This window comes from Geodermatophilus sp. SYSU D00758, assembly GCF_054049955.1.
The window spans coordinates 18567-34566 of record NZ_JBJGYK010000005.1 but is presented as its reverse complement, the minus strand read 5'-3'; the positions used below and the strand labels follow the sequence as shown (position 1 = coordinate 34566).

The following is a 16000-nucleotide window of genomic DNA, read 5'->3' as shown; positions in this document are numbered from 1 at the left end:
CCTCATCCTCGTCATCACCGGTGTGGATCCTGGGGATCGAGGCCGTCCGCCCAGGTCAGCCCCGGAGTCGACATGTTGGTGCGCTGTGGGTGGCCGGCGTACGGCTGTTGTCGACACGTGGACATCTCGATGGTCGTCCACCCTCACCCCCGGTCGTCCACCCGTCGTCCCCTGGTCGTTCCCCGGTCCGTCCCCAGGTGTTGTGCACGACCGCGGGGGTGCCTTCGGCGTCTGGAGCTCGGCAGGCGGCGAACGTGCAGGTCAGTCGCGTGGCGAGCGGCATCCGGGGCCGTCGGGGGCCGCTCGGCCGGGCGGTGACGCCCCGTGAGGTCACACGTACGGGATTCCCCCAGGGTGTGCACATCCCTGGGGACAACTCCTCGACCTGTCGACCGCTGTGGACACGGTCGGCGCGGCCTGCGCGGCCGGGACGTGGGCGGACGCCGTGCACACGGTTTCCCACAGGTGTGGAGAAGTCGACTGCGCTGTGTCGACCGTGTGCTCTGCTCACTGTCGGCCTACCGGCCTCCCACCGCCGCCGCGTGCCGTGCCCGGCCGGCGTGGAGCCCCGGCGGCCCGGTCCTGCTCGGGGGAGCCTGCGGCCCCCCGCTCCCAGGAACCCCACCGCCGCCGCGTGCCGTGCCCGGCCGGGATCGCCGAGCGATGTGCGGCTGGGGCGCGCTCCGGGCGGATCGTGCGCCACGACCGCACGCTGCCGGCCCCGGCCGAGGTCAGCAGCGCTCCGACCGCCGGCGCCGGCTACTGCCGGGCGCGGCTCTTGATGCGGGCGGTGAGCTCGGTGACCTGCGTGTAGGTGGCCCGCCGCTCGCTCATCAGGTTGGTGATCTTCTTGACCGCGTGCATGACCGTGGTGTGGTCCTTGCCGCCGAACGAGGCACCGATGCGCGGCAGGGACAGCTCGGTCAGCTCCCGGCACAGGTACATGGCGATCTGGCGGGCGTTGACCAGCGTCCGGCTGCGGTTGGAGCCCTGCAGCTCCTCCATGGTCACGCTGAAGTACTCGGCCGTCGCCGCCATGATGATCGCCGCGGTGATCTGCGGGCCCTGCTCGTCGCTGATGAGGTCCTTGAGGACCAGCTCGGCCAGCGAGAGGTCGACCTGCTGCTTGTTCAGGCTCGCGAAGGCGGTCACCCGGATCAGCGCGCCCTCGAGCTCGCGGATGTTGGTCTGCACCTTGCTGGCGATGAACTCCAGCACCGCGTCGGCGACCTGGAGCCGCTCGCCGTAGGCCTTCTTCCGCAGGATCGCGATGCGGGTCTCGAGGTCGGGCGCCTGGACGTCGGTGATCAGGCCCCACTCGAACCGGGTCCGCAGCCGGTCCTCCAGCGTGGTGAGCTTCTTCGGCGCCCGGTCGGAGGTGATCACGATCTGCTTGCTGGCGTTGTGCAGCGTGTTGAACGTGTGGAAGAACTCCTCCTGCGTCCGCTCGGCGCGCTCCAGGAACTGGATGTCGTCGATGAGCAGGAAGTCGATGTCCCGGTAACGGCGGCGGAAGTCCTCGGCGCGGCCGGAGTGCACGAGGTTGATGAACTCGTTCGTGAACTCCTCGGTGCTCACGTACCGCACCCGGACGTTGGGGAACATCCGCGCCGCGTAGTGCCCGATGGCGTGCAGGAGGTGGGTCTTGCCCAGCCCGGAGTCGCCGTAGACGAACAGCGGGTTGTAGGCCCGGGCCGGCGCCTCGGCGACCGCCACCGCCGCGGCGTGCGCGAACCGGTTGCTGTTGCCGATGACGAAGCTGTCGAAGACGTACTTGGGGTTCAGCCCCGGGTCCGCGGCACCCGCCGGGCCGCGGCGGTCGCCGAACAGCGGCACGGCGTCGCCGTCGCGGGCCGCGGCACCGCGGCGCCCCCGCGACGGGGCCGGTGCCGGCGCCCCGCCCGGGGGCTCGAGGTCGAAGGGCAGGACGGCGGGACCGTCGTCCTCGGGCGCCCCGCCCCAGTCGCGCTGCACCGGCCGGGGACCGCGGCCGCCCCGGCGACCGGCGGGGCTCCAGTCGGTGGCCGCCCAGTGCTCCCCGTCGCCGTCGGCCGGGGGCTCGGGCGCCGGGGCGGGGTCCCGTTCCCAGGCCAGCTGCGCCGCGTCGGTGCGCACCCCGAAGGCGCTGCGCCCGTCGTCGGCGCGGTCCTGCGACTCCCGGTCCTCGGCGGCGCGCTGCGCCTCGACCGCGGCCCACGGCCGGCGGGTGGGCAGCTCGGGCTCCGGCTCGGCGGCCCGCTCGGCCGGCGCGTCCTCGAGCTGCACGGCCACGCGGATGTCGCGACCCAGCTGCTCGGAGAGGGCCTCGGCGAGCACCCGGCGCATCCGGGACTCCAGCACCGTCTGGGTGAACTCGTTCGGCGCGGCCAGGACGGCGGTGTCCTCGAACAGCCCGATCGGCCGGGTGAGGTTGAGCATCGCGTTCTGCTGCGGGGACAGGCTCGTCGCCAGCCGCGCGCGGATCGAGTCCCAGACCGTCGCCAGTTCCACCGTGGCATCGGCCATGGCCTGGTCCTCCCTGTTCCGTGTGTCGTCGGCCACCGCCGCGGCGCCGTACCCCTCGCGCCCGCCGCCGACCCTGCTGCGGAGGTCTGAGCACAGGCCGTCCACACCACCGTCCACAGGCTGTGAACCACCCGTGCACAACGGCCAGACGTCTCCGCGAGCCGCTCCGCACGGGTGCGTCGTCGCAGGTGGGAGGCGGGATCGGGCGGGGTGGTGGCGGTGCGGCGGCGGTCGGTCGAGCCGGCGGTTCGGCCCGTCCCGGACCGGGAGTTCCGGGGCCGGGCGACGGCGACGCTAACAGCCTCGTCCACAGCCCGGCAACGACACGGTGAACTCCGGGGGGACGGAACTCCACCCGGGTGGCGGCGCGCCCCGGGCGCGGCGGGACCGGGGAGGCGCACCCCGGCTGGGTGGGGCGGCTCGAGCCCGCCGCCGGGCGGCGCGGTTCGGCTATGCTGGTCGGAGTTCCGCGGACGCGACGCGCCGGTCACCCCGAGACCGCGTCGCCACCCGCGGCCCTCGCGCGCCTGCCCGCCGGCCGGTGCGCGCCGTCGACGTCGTGTCAGTGGGAGTACCTCGTGAGCAAGCGCACGTTCCAGCCGAACAACCGCCGCCGGTCCAAGACCCACGGCTTCCGGCTGCGGATGCGCACCCGCGCGGGCCGGGCGATCATCGCCGGCCGTCGGCGCAAGGGTCGCGAGAAGCTCTCCGCCTGAGGTGCTGCCCGCGCAGGCCCGCCTGCGCCGGCGTCCGGAGTTCACCGCGGTCGTCCGGTCCGGCAGGCGCGCCGGACGGCCGACCATGGTCCTCCACTACCTCCCCGAACGGCCCGTGACGCCGCTGCCCGGCCCCGCCGGCGCAGCCGGTGGTCCACGGGCCGGTTTCGTGGTGGGGAGGGCCGTCGGCAACTCGGTGGTCCGGCACCGCGTCACCCGGCGGCTGCGCGCGGTGGTGCGCGAGGAGCTGCACCGGCTCCCCGGGACGGCCGACCTGGTGGTGCGCGCCCGGCCCGAGGCCGCCGACGCGGACTCCGCCCGGCTGCGCCGCGACCTCGCCTCCGGCCTCGACCGTCTCCTCGCGCCGCGCGCGGGCACCGCAGGACCGGCCCCGCGGTGAGCTCGCCCCGAGGGTCGTCCGGCCGGGCACCGGTGCGGCGGTCCCTGCTGGCCGCCGTCCGCTTCTACCAGCGGGCGGTGAGCCCGGCTCTCCCGCCGCGCTGCCGCTTCGCACCGACCTGCAGCGCCTACGCCGCGGAGGCCCTCGAGGTCCACGGCGCGGCGCGCGGCACCTGGCTGGCCCTGCGCCGGCTGCTGAAGTGCGCGCCCTGGCACCCCGGCGGGTTCGACCCCGTCCCGCCGGCGCGCACCGACCGAGACCACGTGCCGGCGCCCCGCCGGTCCGCCCAGCAGGAGGCTGGCCTTGCTTGACTGGCTGTACACCGCCATCTCCTGGGTCATGGCCCGGTGGCACGACCTCTTCTCCACGTTCCTGGACCCGGCCGGGGGCATCACCTGGGCCCTGGCGATCGTCTTCCTGGTGGTGACGATCCGGATCCTCCTGTTCCCGCTGTTCGTCAAGCAGATCAAGTCGCAGCGGGCGATGCAGGAGATCCAGCCGGAGATCCAGAAGCTGCGCAAGCAGTACGGCAGCGACAAGCAGGGCTTCAGCCAGGCGATGATGGCGCTGCAGAAGGAGCGCGGCGTCAACCCGCTGGCCGGTTGCCTGCCGATCCTGCCGCAGATCCCCATCTTCCTGTCGCTGTTCCACGTCCTGCGGCGCCTGTCCCCCGACGCGCAGGGTCTGTACAGCTGGGACGACACGACCACGCGGCAGGCCGCTGTCGCCGACCTGTTCGGCGCGCCGATCTCGTCCTCGTTCTTCATGACCGGCCCGAAGGCCGAGGCCCTGCTCGCCCTCGACGGCGTGAGCTGGGTCAACATCCGCGTCGTCGGCTTCGTGCTCATCGTGATCATGTGCGTGACGACGTACGTGACCCAGAAGCAGACGATGAAGCGGGCCGGTCCCGTCGAGGGCCAGGCGGCGATGGTGCAGAAGCTGCTGCTCTACGGCATGCCGATCAGCCTTTTCGTCACGGGCTTCTTCTTCCCCATCGGCGTGCTGCTCTACTGGTTCACCAACAACCTGTGGACGCTCGGCCAGCAGTTCTTCATCCTCCGCAAGATGCCCCCGCCCGGCTCCCCCGCGGCCAAGGCGAAGGCGGCCGCCGAGAAGCCGGCCGTCGACCCCAGGACCCTCGCGCCCAAGCCCGGCGCCAAGCCGGTGCGCCCCAAGCCCGGCCGCCCGGCGACCCCGCCGGTCGACCTCGGCAAGGGCGACGCCGGCGCCGCGCTCACCGCCGACGGGGACGGCGCGACGCCGCCCGCGGGTGCCGCTCCCTCCGGCGGTTCCACGGCGGCCTCCAACGGCCAGCCACCCGTCCCCCGCTCCGGCGGCAACCGGCCCCGCAGCGGCGCCGGCCGGGGCGGGCAGGGCCCCGCCAACCGGGGCAAGCGCAAGCGACGCTGAGCAGCGCCCCACCGGCACCGGCCCGAGCGCCGCACCCCACCGACCACCGGGAGAACCCGGCCGCCCCTCACCGACCTGGGAGGACCCCCGTGAGTGCTCCGCAGCACCCCACCGACACCGCCGCCACCGCCGAGGCGACCTCGGGCGCCGTGCTCAGCCCCGTGCCGCAGGACGGCCCGGTCGCGCAGCCGGACCTGCCCGACCCCGACGAGGACGGCGCCGCCGCGCTCGTCGACGACGCGGACGACGCGGACGACGCGGACGAGGCGGGTGGGGCGGACGAGGCCGACGACCTGCTGGTCCGCGAGGGCGACGTCGCCGGTGACTACCTGGAGCGGCTGCTCGACATCCTCGACGTGGACGGCGACATCGACCTCGACGTCGAGGGCGACCGGGCCAGCGTCGCCATCGTCGGCGGCGACCTCGGTGACCTGGTGGGCTCGGACGGCGCCGTCCTCGAGGCGCTGCAGGAGCTGACCCGCCTGGCGGTCGCCCAGTCCACCGGCGTCCGCAGCCGGCTCATGCTCGACGTCGGCGGCTTCCGGGCCCGGCGGCGGTCCGACCTGACCTCCCTCGCCGGCGAGACCGCCCGGCGCGTCGCCACCAGCGGCCAGCCGGAGCGCCTCTCGCCGATGAACCCGTTCGAGCGCAAGGTCGTCCACGACGTCATCGCGCGGGTGGCCGGTGTGCGCAGCGAGTCCGAGGGCGAGGAGCCGAACCGCCGCGTCGTGGTCCTGCCGGAGAAGTGACCCCGCCCGTCGCCCCCGAGGTGCCGCCGGCCCCCGAGCAGGCCCGGGCGGTCTTCGGGGACGCCCTGACCGGCGCGGAGCGGTACGTGGCCCGGCTGGCCACGGACGGCGTCACCCGCGGGCTGATCGGCCCGCGCGAGGTGCCGCGGCTGTGGGAGCGGCACGTCCTCAACAGCGCCGCGGTGGCCGAGGCGGTGCCGGAGGGGGCGCGCGTGGCCGACATCGGCAGCGGGGCGGGCCTGCCGGGCGTCCCGCTGGGCCTGGCCCGGCCGGACGTCGCCCTCACCCTGGTGGAGCCGATGGCCCGGCGGGTGGAGTTCCTCGAGGAGGTCGTCGAGGAGCTCGGCGCCCCCTGGCGGGTGGTCCGCGGCCGAGCCGAGGAGCGGACGACGCGCTCCGCCGTCGGCCCGGTCGACGTCGTGACCGCCCGGGCGGTCGCCGCACTCCCCCGCCTGGTCGGGTGGTGCCGCGGGCTCATGGCCCCGGGCACGCTGCTGGTCGCGCTGGTCGGCTCCCGGGCCGTCGAGGACCTGCCGGCGATGCTCCCCGAACTGGAAGCTGCGGGCATGCACGAGGTGTCCGCCCGGGCTGTCGGCGCGGAGCTCGGGGAGGCTGCCACTACCGTGGTGGTCATGACCCGTGGACGCCGGTGAGTGCGGTTCCACGTGGAACCGCAGCGTCACCCGACTCCGTTCCACGTGAAACGGATCGGCAGGGAGGGATCCGGATGACCGACCCGGGCCAGCGGCTGCGCAGCAGCCTCGCGGCCGACAGCGCCGCCGGGGAGCGGACGGCCGGTGCGACGCCGGGCGACTTCGACAGCCCCATCGCCATGGAGGCGCTCCGGGCGACCCGTGTCCTGCACGCGGCCGACCAGGAGCCGTTCCCCGCGCCGAGCCGGGTCCGCGTCATCTCCGTCGCCAACCAGAAGGGCGGCGTGGGGAAGACGACGTCCACGGTGAACCTGGGCGTCGCCCTCTCGCTGTACGGCCTGCGGACGCTGGTCATCGACCTCGACCCCCAGGGCAACGCCAGCACCGCCCTGGGCGTCGAGCACAGCGTCGGGACGCCGTCCATCTACGACGCCCTCGTCGGTGACAGCTCGCTGTCGGAGGTGGTCCACCCGACCTCGGCGAGCCCGCTGCTGCGCTGCGTCCCGGCCACCATCGACCTGGCCGGCGCGGAGATCGAGCTGGTCTCCGTGGTGGCCCGCGAGTACCGGCTGCGGCGGGCCATCGAGGCCTACCTGCACGCCCTCCCCGAGCAGGACCGGCCGCACTACGTGCTGGTCGACTGCCCGCCGTCCCTCGGCCTGCTCACCCTCAACGCCCTGGTGGCCGGTGACGAGGTGCTCATCCCCATCCAGTGCGAGTACTACGCACTCGAGGGGCTGGGCCAGCTGCTCAACAACATCGACCTGGTCCGGCAGCACCTCAACCCGGGCATCGCCGTCCGCACCATCCTGCTGACGATGTACGACGGACGGACCAAGCTGGCCGACCAGGTCGCCGAGGAGGTACGCAACCACTTCGGCAAGCTGGTGCTCGACGCCGTCATCCCCCGCAACGTCCGCGTCTCCGAGGCGCCCGGCTACGGGCAGTCGGTGCTCACCTACGACCCGGGGTCGCGCGGCGCCACCAGCTACGTCGAGGCGGCCCGCGAGCTGGCCGAGCGCGGGGTCTCGCTGCCCCCGCTGCCGGCGCCGTCGGGCCCGGCCCCGGTGACCGCACCCCCTGCCGCGTCCCTGGCCTTCGGCGACGGCGGCGCGGCCGGCGTCCCGGTTCCCCCGTCCCGCACCACAGAGGAGCGAGCATGACCAAGCGCGGCGGTCTCGGCCGGGGACTGGCGGCCCTGATCCCGACCAGCGCCCCGCCGGCCGAGCAGCCGGCTCCCGGCACCCCGCCGGAGCCCGATGGTCCGGGCGGCGCCGCGAGCGCCGAGCCGGCCGCGGCACCCGTCCACCTCCTCCCCCCGGCCGCCCAGGCCGCGGCGACGGTGGCCCGGCAGGCGGAGGAGGCGGCCGTCGGCGTCCCCGGCGCCCAGCTGCGCGAGGTGGCCGTCGCCGACGTCGTCCCCAACCCGCGGCAGCCCCGCCAGGTCTTCGACGACGAGGCGCTCGAGGAGCTCACCCACTCGGTCCGCGAGTTCGGCCTGCTGCAGCCCATCGTCGTCCGGGAGAGGGCCGACGGCGGCTACGAGCTCATCATGGGCGAGCGTCGGCTGCGCGCCGCCCGGGCGGCCGAGCTGGAGAGCGTGCCGGCGATCATCCGGGACACCACCGACGACGCCCTGCTGCGGGACGCACTGCTGGAGAACATCCACCGGGTCCAGCTCAACCCGCTCGAGGAGGCCGCCGCCTACCAGCAGCTGCTCGAGGAGTTCGGCGCCACCCACGAGGAGCTCGCCCAGCGGATCGGGCGCAGCCGCTCGCAGGTCACCAACACCATCCGGCTGCTCAAGCTGCCGGTGAAGGTGCAGACCCGGGTGGCCGCCGGGGTCATCTCGGCCGGGCACGCCCGGGCCCTGCTCGGGCTGCCGGACGCCGAGGCGCAGGACGCCCTCGCCACCCGGATCGTCGCCGAGGGGATGTCGGTGCGGGCCACCGAGGAGGCCGTCGCGCTGGCCGTCGCCGAGCAGCCGACCGCCAAGCGCCGGCCGCGGCGGTTCAACGCCCCGGGAGTGGAGGACCTCGCCGGCCGCCTCTCCGACGCCTTCGAGACCAAGGTGCGGATCCAGATCGGCCGGGCCAAGGGGCGCATCGTCGTCGAGTTCGGCTCGGTCGACGACCTCCAGCGGATCATCGGCCAGATGGCCCCCGACATCACCGGGCGGAACCCGGAGGACTGACCGCCTCCCTCTCACGACACGAGGCCCATTTCCGTCACTGCGGAAATGGGCCTCGTGTCGTCCGGTACCGGCACCTGCCTCCGAAGAGGAAGCCATCCCCGTGTCACGGGCCGTCTGACGGGGGCATGGCTTGCTTCGTCCGCGTGGTGCCGCGGGACGGCGCTCAGCGAGCCGTGGCGGCCCGCCGGGTGAGAAGCCGGGCCAGGACGTCGCCCAGCGAGTAGCCGGCCGCCTCGAGCGCCATCGGGTACATCGAGGTCTCCGTCAGCCCCGGGGAGACGTTGACCTCGAGGAAGTGGACCTCGCCGTCCGGGCTGACGATGGCGTCGGTGCGGGACAGGTCGGCCAGCCCGAGCACCCGGTGCACCTCCACGGCGAGCGCCGCGGCCCGCGCCGCGACGTCGTCGGGCACCCGTGCCGGGGCGTGGTACTCGGTGAGGCCCGGGGTGTACCGCGCGGTGTAGTCGAAGACGCCGGACTCCGGCGTGATCTCCACGGCCGGCAGGGCCTGCGGCCCGTCCCCCAGGTCCACCACACCGAGGGCGAGCTCTACGCCGTCCACGAAGCGCTCCACGAGCACGGTGTCGCCGTAGGCGAAGCAGCTGACCATCGCCGCGGGGAGGTCCTCGACGCGGGCGACCTTCTGCGCGCCGAGCGCGGAGCCGCCCGAGGCGGGCTTGACCATGAGCGGCAGGCCGAGCCGGGCGACGATGAGGTCCAGGACCGCGCCGGCGCCGAGCTCCCGGAAGGTGCTGTGCGGCAGTGCCACCCAGTCGGGGGTGGTGAGGCCGGCGGAGCGGACGACGCCCTTCGCGGCGGGCTTGTCCCAGGCCAGCCGGCAGGCCGCGGCCGGGGAGCCCACGTAGGGGACGTCGGCGAGGTCGAGCACCGCCCGCAGCGACCCGTCCTCCCCCGTCGCCCCGTGCAGCGCGATGAACACCGCGTCGGCGGGGGCGGCGGCCAGCCCGGGCAGCAGGTCGGCGTCGGCGTCGCGCAGCTCGGCGTCCAAGCCGACCCGGTTGAGCTCCTCCCAGACCTGCGTGCCCGAGGACAGGCTGACCTCCCGCTCGAAGGCCAGGCCGCCGGCGAGGACGACCGCCCGCAGCGGGTCGCTGCGACCGGGCGGCTCGGCGGCCGCCCGGGGCGCGGGCGCGGCCGGCGTCGCCACCGGTGTCTCGGCGGGTGCGGCGGCAGGTGTGGTGGCGGACTCGCTCATCCCCGGTCCCCGTAACGGTCGCTGTTGGCGGGCCCCACGAACGGGTCCACGCCCGGCACCTGGCTGCCCCCGCGGACGGCCCGGAAGCTGCCGGTGTCGACGCCGTCGAAGGTGGCGTGCAGCTCCAGCTCGGCCTCGATGACCCGGGCGAGCCGGCGCACGCCCTCGCGGATCTGCTCGGGCTCCGGGTAGCAGTAGGACAGCCGCATGTACTCGCGGCCCGAGCCGTCGGCGTAGAAGCCGATGCCCGGGACGTAGGCGACGTGCGCGTTGACCGCCCGCGGCTGCATGAGCTTGGCGTCCAGGCCGTGCGGCAGCTTGAGCCACACGTAGAAGCCGCCGTCCGGGTGGGTCCAGGTGGTGCCGGCCGGCATCAGCGCCCCGAGCGACTCCAGCGTGGCGTCGCGGCGCTCGCGGTAGAGCTCGGTGAACAGCTTGATCTGCTCGCGCCAGGGCTGGGTGTCCAGGTAGCGCGCCACGGCGTACTGGGTCAGCGAGGGCGGGCAGAGCACCTGCGCCTCGGTGGCCAGCACCAGCTTCTCGCGCACCGCGAGGGGGGCGAGCACCCAGCCGACCCGCAGGCCCGGCGAGAAGGTCTTGGAGAACGAGCCGAGGTAGATGACCCGCTGGTCGTCGCGCGCCCGCAGCGCCCGCATCGGCTCGCGGTCGAAGCCGAGCAGGCCGTAGGGGTTGTCCTCGACGACCAGCAGGTCGTACCGGTCGGCGATCTCCATGACCGCCTGGCGGCGCGGCTCGGAGAGGGTGACGCCGGCCGGGTTGTGGAAGTTCGGCACGGTGTAGAGGAACTTGACGCGCTCACCGCCGGCGCGGCACTCGAGCAGCGCCTGCTCCAGCGCCTCGGGCACCAGGCCGTCGTCGTCCATGGTCACGTGCCGGACCCGGGCCTGGGCGGCCTCGAAGACGCCCAGCGCGCCCACGTAGGAGGGCCCCTCGGCGAGGATGACGTCGCCGGGGTCGCAGAACACCCGGGTGACCAGGTCCAGCCCCTGCTGGGAGCCGACGGTGACGACGACCTCGCTCGGCGAGGCGTCCGTGATGCCCTCCAGCGCCATGACGTCGCAGATGCGCTCCCGCAGCCGCGGGTCGCCCTGGCCCGAGCCGTACTGCAACGTCTGCGCACCCATGCCGGAGACCAGCTCCCCGATCATGGAGCCGACGGCGTCCAGCGGGAGCGCGGTGACCGCGGGCATGCCGCCGGCCAGCGAGACGACCTCGGGGCGGCTCACCACGGAGAACAGCGCCCGGATCTCCGAGCTCTTCATCCCGTGGGTGCGGGTTGCGTACCGGTCGGCCAGCGGGTCGAGCCGCGGGTGGCGCGGCGCCGGGTGCACACCGGGGCCCGGGGAGGTGCCGGGCGGGAGAGAGACCACCTGTCGAGTGTAGGGACGCCCTCGGCCGGCTCCGGCGGGGGACACGGGGGGACGGACCGGTCCGCCCCCACCCGTCACTCGAGCCCCGCCCACCCGCGGGACGGGCCGGGCGGGGCCGCTAGACCCGCGCGGGGAGGACGAACGTGCCCGTCGGCGGGTCGGCCTCGGCGGGCAGGAACAGCCGCTGCACGGCCGCCAGGACGGCGCTGGCCACCGTGCTGCGCAGCCGGGCGTCGAGCAGCAGCAGGCGGTCGACGGGGTGGCTGAGGTACCCGCAGTCGAGCCGCACGGCGGGCATCCGCGAGGCCCGCAGCATCTGCCACGTCTTGGCGTGCGAGCCCAGGTCGACCATCCCGGTGCGGGCCACGACCTCCCGGCGGAGCAGGTTCGCGAACTGCTCGCCCACCGTGGAGGACGCCCCCGACCCCGTGCCGTAGTAGAAGCTCGCCACCCCGCGGGCGTGCTGGGAGGGGTGCGCGTCGACGTGCAGGGAGAGGAAGAGGTCGGCCCGCGCGTCGTTGGCGAAGGCGGTGCGCTCCTCACCGCTCGGGTTCTGCGAGCGCCCACGGGTGAGGTAGACCGTGGCGCCCGCGGCCGCGAGCCGCCCCTCGATGCGGGAGGCGAGGTCGAGCACCAGGTCGGCCTCGGTGGTCTCGCCCGCGGTGTGGCCGGGGTCCGGCCCGCCGTGGCCGGGGTCGACGACGATGCGCCGTCCGATGAGGTGGGGGCCGCTCTCGACGAACACCGCGCTCTGCCGCAGCAGCTGCGGGCGGCCGCCGGTGACCTTGCGGCCCAGCTGGCGCAGCGCTCGGAACGTGGCCGGCCCGCACGTGCCGTCGGAGGTCAGCCCGTAGTCGCGCTGGAAGGCCCGCAGGCCCCGCTCGGTGTCGGCCCCGAACACCCCGTCGACCGGGCCGGCGTCGTAGCCGAGCTCGTGCAGGCGTTCCTGCAGCGAGGTGACGTCGTCCCCGCGGGTGGGGCGCTCGGGGTCGTGGTGCAGGAGGCGGTCGCCGAGGGACCACCGGGCCTCGGACAGCGCCCGGTAGGTCTCCTCCCCCACCAGGCCGTCCACGGTCAGCCCGCGGACCTGCTGGAAGTGGCGGACGGCGAGCTCGGTGGCCCGGTCGTACCCGGCCTGGTCGAGGTCCCCGGGGTCACCGGGCCCGGCGCCGTTGGCCGCCGGCAGGAGCTCCAGGGCCCGCAGGGCGGCCCGGACGTCGGCGACGGCGGGACCGCGGTCCCCGGGGCGCAGCGGGTGCATGCGGCTGTCGGTTCCCATCCCGGTCGATTGTGGTCCCCCCGAGGGGGTGTCGGCGCACCGGGGCGGCCCGGAACGCGGCAGGGCCTCCCCGGCGCGGGTGCCGGGGAGGCCCTGGAGGCGGCCCTTACAGGTAGTCGGCGAGGTCGGAGAGGATCGCGCCCTTCGGCTTGGCGCCGATGATGCTCTTGACCGGCTTGCCGCCCTGGAAGACGGTCATGGTCGGGATCGACATGACCTGGTAGTCGCGGGCGATCTGCGGGTTCTCGTCGATGTTGAGCTTGGCGACGGTGAGCTTGTCGGCGTGCTCGGCGGCGATCTCCTCGAGCACCGGGGCGACCATCTTGCACGGTCCGCACCACTCGGCCCAGAAGTCGACGAGCACGGGCTTCTCGCTGCCCAGCACGTCGTCGGCGAAGCTGGCGTCGGTGACCGTCTTGGTGTTGCCTGCCATGGTCTTCCTCTCGTGGTCGGGGTCCGCCGGGCACAACCAGCGGGGGCGGCCGGCTATGCCCGATGCCGGTGGTGCCCGGTCCGGCGCCTGCCGAACCGGGCACCCGGGGCGCGCTCGGGCACCGGGTCGCCGCTCGCCGGGGGGTCAGCGCCCGCCGGGTCTCAGCGCTCGCCGAAGGTCTCAGCGCTCGCCGAAGGTCTCGGCCAGCCAGCGCTCGGCGTCGATGGCCGCCGCGGCGCCGGTGCCGGCCGACGTGATCGCCTGCCGGTAGATGTGGTCGACGACGTCACCGCAGGCGAAGACGCCCTCGATGTTGGTGCGCGTCGTCGGGTGCTCGACCTGGATGTAGCCCTCGTCGTCCAGCTTCAGCTGGCCGGCGAACAGCTCGCTGCGGGGGTCGTGGCCGATGGCGACGAACATGCCGGCCACCGGGAGCGTCTCCGTGGCACCGGTGTCGACGTCGGTCAGCTCGACGCCGGCGACGGTCTCCTCGCCGAGGACGTCGCTGACGGTCCGGTTCAGCGCCCAGCGGATCTTCTCGTTGTCCTGGGCGCGCTTCTGCATGATCTTCGACGCGCGCAGCTCCGGACGCCGGTGCACGACCGTGACGCTCTTGGCGAAGCGGGTGAGGAAGGTGGCCTCCTCCATCGCCGAGTCACCGCCGCCGACCACGACGATGTCCTGGTCGCGGAAGAAGAAGCCGTCGCAGGTGGCGCAGGCCGAGACGCCGCGGCCGAGCAGGCGGGCCTCGTTGTCCAGGCCGAGGTACCGGTACTTGGACCCGGTCGCGACGATGACGGCGTGCGCCCGGTGCACCTCGTCGCCGACCTTGACGATCTTCGGCGTCGCGGTCAGGTCGACCTCGCTGACGTCGCGGGCGACCAGCTCGGCGCCGAAGCGCTCGGCCTGGGTGCGCATGTCCTCCATGAGCTGCGGGCCCTGGACGCCCTCGGGGAACCCGGGGAAGTTCTCGACCTCGGTCGTGGTCATGAGCGCCCCGCCGAACTGCGAGCCCTCGAACACGAGCGGGTGCAGGTTGGCGCGGGCGGCGTAGACGGCAGCGGTGTAGCCGGCCGGACCCGAGCCGATGATGATCAGATCGCGGACCCCGTCGTGCTCCGCGGGCGGGATCGCGGGCTCGGCGTGCTCGGCGGTCACCGCGGGGCCGGGAGTGGGCTGGTGGTCACTGGTCACAGGCGGCACAACGAGCATGGTAGGGGCGCCATTCCCCGGCCCCGGGGCCGCGCCGCCGCCCGGTGCCCCTGCCCCGGGGCCGCTTCCTCGGCCCCGGGGAGGGTCTGCCGGTCAGCCGGCCCGGGTGACGGTCACCTCCGCGAGATCGCCCTCGAACCCACCCTCGGCCGGCGCGAGCGAGGTGATCCACACCAGCACGTAGCGGGCGTCCACCGGCTCCTCGAAGGCCAGCTCGGTGGTGCCGTCGACGGTGCCGGCGGCGACGGTGGTGTACCCCTCGAGGTCCGGGGTGTCCGCGGTCCCGGCCCGGACCTCCACGGCGATCCCCGGCGTCGTGGTGGCCACCGAGACACCGGAGAGGGGCTGCGCGCTGCCCAGGTCGTACCGGACGCCGACCCCCGGCTTGAGGTTGCCGAACGCGGCCGAGCCCCGGTAGGTGACCGTCGACCAGGCGGTGGCCGGGTCGCCGTCGTGGGAGAGACCGACCGCGTCGTCGTTCTCCGGATCCCCGTCGCCGAAGGGGTTGAACACCGCGGACCCGGCGACGGCGGCCGGCCCGCCCGCCGGCGGGGCCGCCGGCTCGGGCTCCTCGGCCGGGGCGCTGCTGGCCGGCGGGGAGGTGGCCGCGCCGTCGGCCTCCTCGACGGAGCCGGCGACCGACAGCACGTTGGTGCCGACCCACCACGCCAGCGCGATGACGACGGCGAGGGCCAGCAGCGGGAGGCCGATGACGAGCGCCCGGCGGCGGTTCGCGGGCACCGAGCCGGTCCCCTGCGCCTCGTCCGCCCAGCGGTCGTCGTCCTCCCACCGCTCGTCGTCCCAGCGGTCGTCCTCCCACCGCTCGTCGTCCTCGGCGCCGAACCCGTCGCCGAGGGGCAGCAGGTCCTCCTCGGCGTCCCGGCGTCCGGGGGCTGCCGGCGGTGCGGGCAGCCGCGAGCCGTGCGCGGCCAGGGTCGGGGCCGGGTCGTCGTCCTCGGGCGCGAGGAGGAGGACGCCGTCGTCCCGCGCGTCGTCGCCGTCGTCGGCCCGGCCGGCGGCGTCGCGCCGGTCCCGCAGCCGCCGGAGCCACCCGCTGTCGCTCTCGTCGGCACCGCGGGCGGTGTCGGCGACGGGCCGGCGGGGGCGCTCGGCGAGCAGGGCGGCCATGGCGGCGACGCTGGACAGGCTGCCCGGCTCGGTGGACCGGGCCCGGCGGACGAGGGCGGCCAGGTCCGGGGAGAGGCCGGCGGCACGGCCGGGGGCGCCCGCGGTGAGGCAGCGCTCGACCAGCTCGCCCAGCGCGGCGATGTCGCCCTGCATGGTGCCGGTGACGGCCGGGACCGCGCGCAGGCCCACCAGCCCGTTGGGCCGCAGGACGACGGCCTCGGGGGTCAGCCCGCCGACGGCCAGGCCGACGCGGTGCGCCTCCGCGACGCCCTCGGCCAGCCGGCGCAGCACGGTCCGCGCCTCGGCCTCGGGCATCGGCCCGTCGGCCAGCCGGTCGGCGAGCGTGCGCCCCTCGATCCACTCGTTGACGACGTAGGCCGCGCCGCCCGGGCCGTCGTGGCCCTCGGCGGCGTCGTAGACCATCGCCAGGGTGGGGGTGGCCAGCCCGCCGGCGGTGAGCGCACGGGTGATCCACTCCCGGGCGGCGCGGCCGCCGGGGGTGTGCACGCGGATGGCGACGTCGCGGTTGAGGACCCGGTCGCGGGCGCGCCAGGCGTGGACGACGCCGGTCGCCGTGGTCTCGGGCGGACCCACCTCGTCGAGCGGACGGTAGCGGTCCGGGAGGCCGGTGATCGTGGACGTCATCGGCGTGGCCGGCCCCCTGTTCGCTGCTCACCAGGGCCGGGGTGCCCCGGCCCTGGCGCCGCCCGCCCG

15 protein-coding genes are annotated in these 16000 nt (G+C 75.1%); 8 read left to right on the top strand and 7 right to left on the bottom strand.

Annotation, left to right across the window (positions count from 1 at the left end):
* Nucleotides 1-759: 759 nt before the first annotated feature.
* Nucleotides 760-2505, bottom strand: coding sequence for a chromosomal replication initiator protein DnaA (gene dnaA / locus ACI8AC_RS05260; RefSeq protein ID WP_456895878.1), 1746 nt, complete (start codon nt 2503-2505; stop codon nt 760-762).
* Between the two features lie 578 nt (nt 2506-3083).
* Here dnaA and rpmH point away from each other — a divergent pair.
* The 8 genes from rpmH to ACI8AC_RS05220 all read left to right on the top strand — a co-directional run bounded on the left by rpmH (nt 3084) and on the right by ACI8AC_RS05220 (nt 8627).
* Entirely contained in the window at nt 3084-3221 is a 138-nt protein-coding gene (rpmH, locus tag ACI8AC_RS05255) for a 50S ribosomal protein L34 (protein WP_089305879.1), read from the top strand.
* 1 nt (nt 3222) lies between these two features.
* Nucleotides 3223-3621 (top strand): ribonuclease P protein component, encoded by a 399-nt coding sequence (gene rnpA, locus ACI8AC_RS05250; RefSeq protein WP_456895876.1) that lies wholly within the window; start codon nt 3223-3225, stop codon nt 3619-3621.
* The gene (yidD, locus tag ACI8AC_RS05245; protein WP_456895874.1) at nt 3618-3932 is read left to right on the top strand and encodes a membrane protein insertion efficiency factor YidD; all 315 of its coding nucleotides are present in this window, start codon (nt 3618-3620) and stop codon (nt 3930-3932) included. The genes rnpA and yidD overlap by 4 nt, the downstream gene beginning before the upstream one ends.
* A complete protein-coding gene (gene yidC, locus ACI8AC_RS05240) occupies nt 3925-5031 on the top strand; it encodes a membrane protein insertase YidC (RefSeq protein ID WP_456895873.1) in 1107 nt (368 codons plus the stop codon). Before yidD ends, yidC begins: the two co-directional genes overlap by 8 nt.
* An 89-nt stretch (nt 5032-5120) precedes the next feature.
* Complete coding sequence (locus ACI8AC_RS05235; RefSeq protein ID WP_456895871.1) at nt 5121-5780, top strand: Jag family protein; 660 nt, start codon at nt 5121-5123, stop codon at nt 5778-5780.
* Nucleotides 5777-6433: a 16S rRNA (guanine(527)-N(7))-methyltransferase RsmG gene (gene rsmG, locus ACI8AC_RS05230; RefSeq protein ID WP_456895869.1), complete on the top strand. Its 657-nt coding sequence runs from the start codon at nt 5777-5779 to the stop codon at nt 6431-6433. The genes ACI8AC_RS05235 and rsmG overlap by 4 nt, the downstream gene beginning before the upstream one ends.
* Nucleotides 6434-6507: 74 nt before the next feature.
* A complete protein-coding gene (locus ACI8AC_RS05225) occupies nt 6508-7596 on the top strand; it encodes a ParA family protein (protein ID WP_456895867.1) in 1089 nt (362 codons plus the stop codon).
* On the top strand, nt 7593-8627 hold the full coding sequence (locus ACI8AC_RS05220) for a ParB/RepB/Spo0J family partition protein (RefSeq protein ID WP_456895865.1): 1035 nt from the start codon (nt 7593-7595) through the stop codon (nt 8625-8627). The genes ACI8AC_RS05225 and ACI8AC_RS05220 overlap by 4 nt, the downstream gene beginning before the upstream one ends.
* 163 nt (nt 8628-8790) lie before the next feature.
* On the opposite strand, the gene ACI8AC_RS05215 is transcribed toward ACI8AC_RS05220, so the two are convergent.
* The 6 genes from ACI8AC_RS05215 to ACI8AC_RS05190 all read right to left on the bottom strand — a co-directional run bounded on the left by ACI8AC_RS05215 (nt 8791) and on the right by ACI8AC_RS05190 (nt 15931).
* On the bottom strand, nt 8791-9843 hold the full coding sequence (locus tag ACI8AC_RS05215; RefSeq protein WP_456895864.1) for a D-alanine--D-alanine ligase family protein: 1053 nt from the start codon (nt 9841-9843) through the stop codon (nt 8791-8793).
* Nucleotides 9840-11234, bottom strand: a complete 1395-nt coding sequence (locus ACI8AC_RS05210) for an aminotransferase-like domain-containing protein (protein ID WP_456895862.1) — start codon at nt 11232-11234, stop codon at nt 9840-9842. Before ACI8AC_RS05210 ends, ACI8AC_RS05215 begins: the two co-directional genes overlap by 4 nt.
* A gap of 118 nt (nt 11235-11352) precedes the next feature.
* Nucleotides 11353-12513: an N-acetylmuramoyl-L-alanine amidase gene (locus ACI8AC_RS05205; protein WP_456895860.1), complete on the bottom strand. Its 1161-nt coding sequence runs from the start codon at nt 12511-12513 to the stop codon at nt 11353-11355.
* 106 nt (nt 12514-12619) lie between these two features.
* Nucleotides 12620-12946 carry a thioredoxin gene (gene trxA / locus ACI8AC_RS05200; protein ID WP_117377874.1) on the bottom strand — a complete coding sequence of 109 codons (327 nt, stop codon included), beginning with the start codon at nt 12944-12946 and terminating at the stop codon, nt 12620-12622.
* Nucleotides 12947-13126: 180 nt separating this feature from the next.
* A complete protein-coding gene (gene trxB, locus ACI8AC_RS05195) occupies nt 13127-14158 on the bottom strand; it encodes a thioredoxin-disulfide reductase (RefSeq protein WP_456895858.1) in 1032 nt (343 codons plus the stop codon).
* Between the two features lie 93 nt (nt 14159-14251).
* Nucleotides 14252-15931 (bottom strand): hypothetical protein, encoded by a 1680-nt coding sequence (locus ACI8AC_RS05190; RefSeq protein ID WP_456895856.1) that lies wholly within the window; start codon nt 15929-15931, stop codon nt 14252-14254.
* Nucleotides 15932-16000 lie beyond the last annotated feature (69 nt).

Bases quoted from the DNA above. Each gene is read 5' to 3' on its own strand.
- dnaA (WP_456895878.1), bottom strand. From the start codon at position 2,505: ATGGCCGATGCCACGGTGGAACTGGCGACGGTCTGGGACTCGATCCGC.
- trxA (WP_117377874.1), bottom strand. From the start codon at position 12,946: ATGGCAGGCAACACCAAGACGGTCACCGACGCCAGCTTCGCCGACGAC.
- ACI8AC_RS05215 (WP_456895864.1), bottom strand. From the start codon at position 9,843: ATGAGCGAGTCCGCCACCACACCTGCCGCCGCACCCGCCGAGACACCG.
- ACI8AC_RS05225 (WP_456895867.1), top strand. From the start codon at position 6,508: ATGACCGACCCGGGCCAGCGGCTGCGCAGCAGCCTCGCGGCCGACAGC.
- ACI8AC_RS05220 (WP_456895865.1), top strand. From the start codon at position 7,593: ATGACCAAGCGCGGCGGTCTCGGCCGGGGACTGGCGGCCCTGATCCCG.
- ACI8AC_RS05205 (WP_456895860.1), bottom strand. From the start codon at position 12,513: ATGGGAACCGACAGCCGCATGCACCCGCTGCGCCCCGGGGACCGCGGT.
- ACI8AC_RS05190 (WP_456895856.1), bottom strand. From the start codon at position 15,931: ATGACGTCCACGATCACCGGCCTCCCGGACCGCTACCGTCCGCTCGAC.
- trxB (WP_456895858.1), bottom strand. From the start codon at position 14,158: ATGCTCGTTGTGCCGCCTGTGACCAGTGACCACCAGCCCACTCCCGGC.